The 1,104-nt window shown below is 51.4% G+C and carries 1 pseudogene; it reads right to left on the bottom strand.

What is annotated here, in order from left to right:
• A pseudogene (locus U4E84_RS18320) lies at positions 1–674 on the bottom strand (DNA cytosine methyltransferase); the annotation flags it as partial.
• Positions 675–1,104 lie beyond the last annotated feature (430 nt).

The following is a 1,104-nucleotide window of genomic DNA, read 5'->3' as shown; positions in this document are numbered from 1 at the left end:
GCTGTCTGTAGTAGCCACCAAGCGTCTTCTTCCTGTATTCCGGGGACCTCCGTCAAAAACTCCACATAAGTTCGGTACTCCACTCGAGAGAACTCTCGGAGCGTTATCCCATCCGTATAGTGTGTATCTTCAATAGCGGATAGAAGCTGCTGGAGACGAGATACACGTTCTGAACTAATTCCTCCTCCGCGAACGAATTCACCAAGAACTGTTGAGAGTCTGCTTCCACTAAGCAAGTTAATCTCTTCCCAACTCCCGTACTGCTCACGTAGCCCCTGAACTGCTTCACGGGACCACCGCTCGAAGAATCGTTCTGCGGGTGACTCAGTGGATCCACTCAAGACGACAGCTGCTACCGTATCGAGAGGATCATCACTGCCAGACAAGTGATCTCCACACGAACAAGTCTGGTCATCTCCAGAATATTCTCTCTTGATTGTGGTGTAACGGCACACCTCACTGTGGCTGCCGCGTTTTCGAGCTAGCCGTTCCGGCGTCGCGTCAACGCACCCAACCGGCGTCATTTGATGTCTCCGCGCATGGGCGGCAGTCAGGGTATCAATAAGAAATTCGATATTGTCAAAGAGCAGTTCCCGATGTGCGTCACGCTCCGTGGTTGAAGCTGACCGGATCAGATCTATCGGCGAATTAAGAGACGTGACCGACTCTGGCATACTCTTGGTTATATTGGGACCAGGGATAAACTTAGGGACAACTCTGTTCCCTTATCGCAGACTATTCTCTTAGGCCTCATGAGACGCGCTCCGTAACTCAAAGAATACTTGTACTTCTTTTCTCTTTATGCCAGTAATTATTGAAGGCCCCGAACCTTATGATAGCTGACGTTGTAGCCCTTAATATCATTGGCCTCGGTCCCACCATCACACTGTCCCTCGACTCGAGCAACCAGCTCGGGTGGATTCCTGAGTGACTACAATGTCCACAGAAATTGAATTGGGGAAAGAATCCCCTACTGATGACGAACGAATCGCACGACACCTTCGCGAGACAGTGCTGAAACAAGTTCGCGGTGACATCGACGAACGCGTCAAGCGCGACTTCCCCAGCGACCGGTTCTTTGCCGGTGCGTTGGCGCCTACAAGC

Source organism: Halorubrum sp. AD140 (assembly GCF_034497445.1).
In the GTDB taxonomy this organism is placed as follows: Archaea; Halobacteriota; Halobacteria; order Halobacteriales; family Haloferacaceae; genus Halorubrum.
Note: the sequence above shows the minus strand (reverse complement) of the source record. Positions and strands in the feature narration are given on the sequence as shown.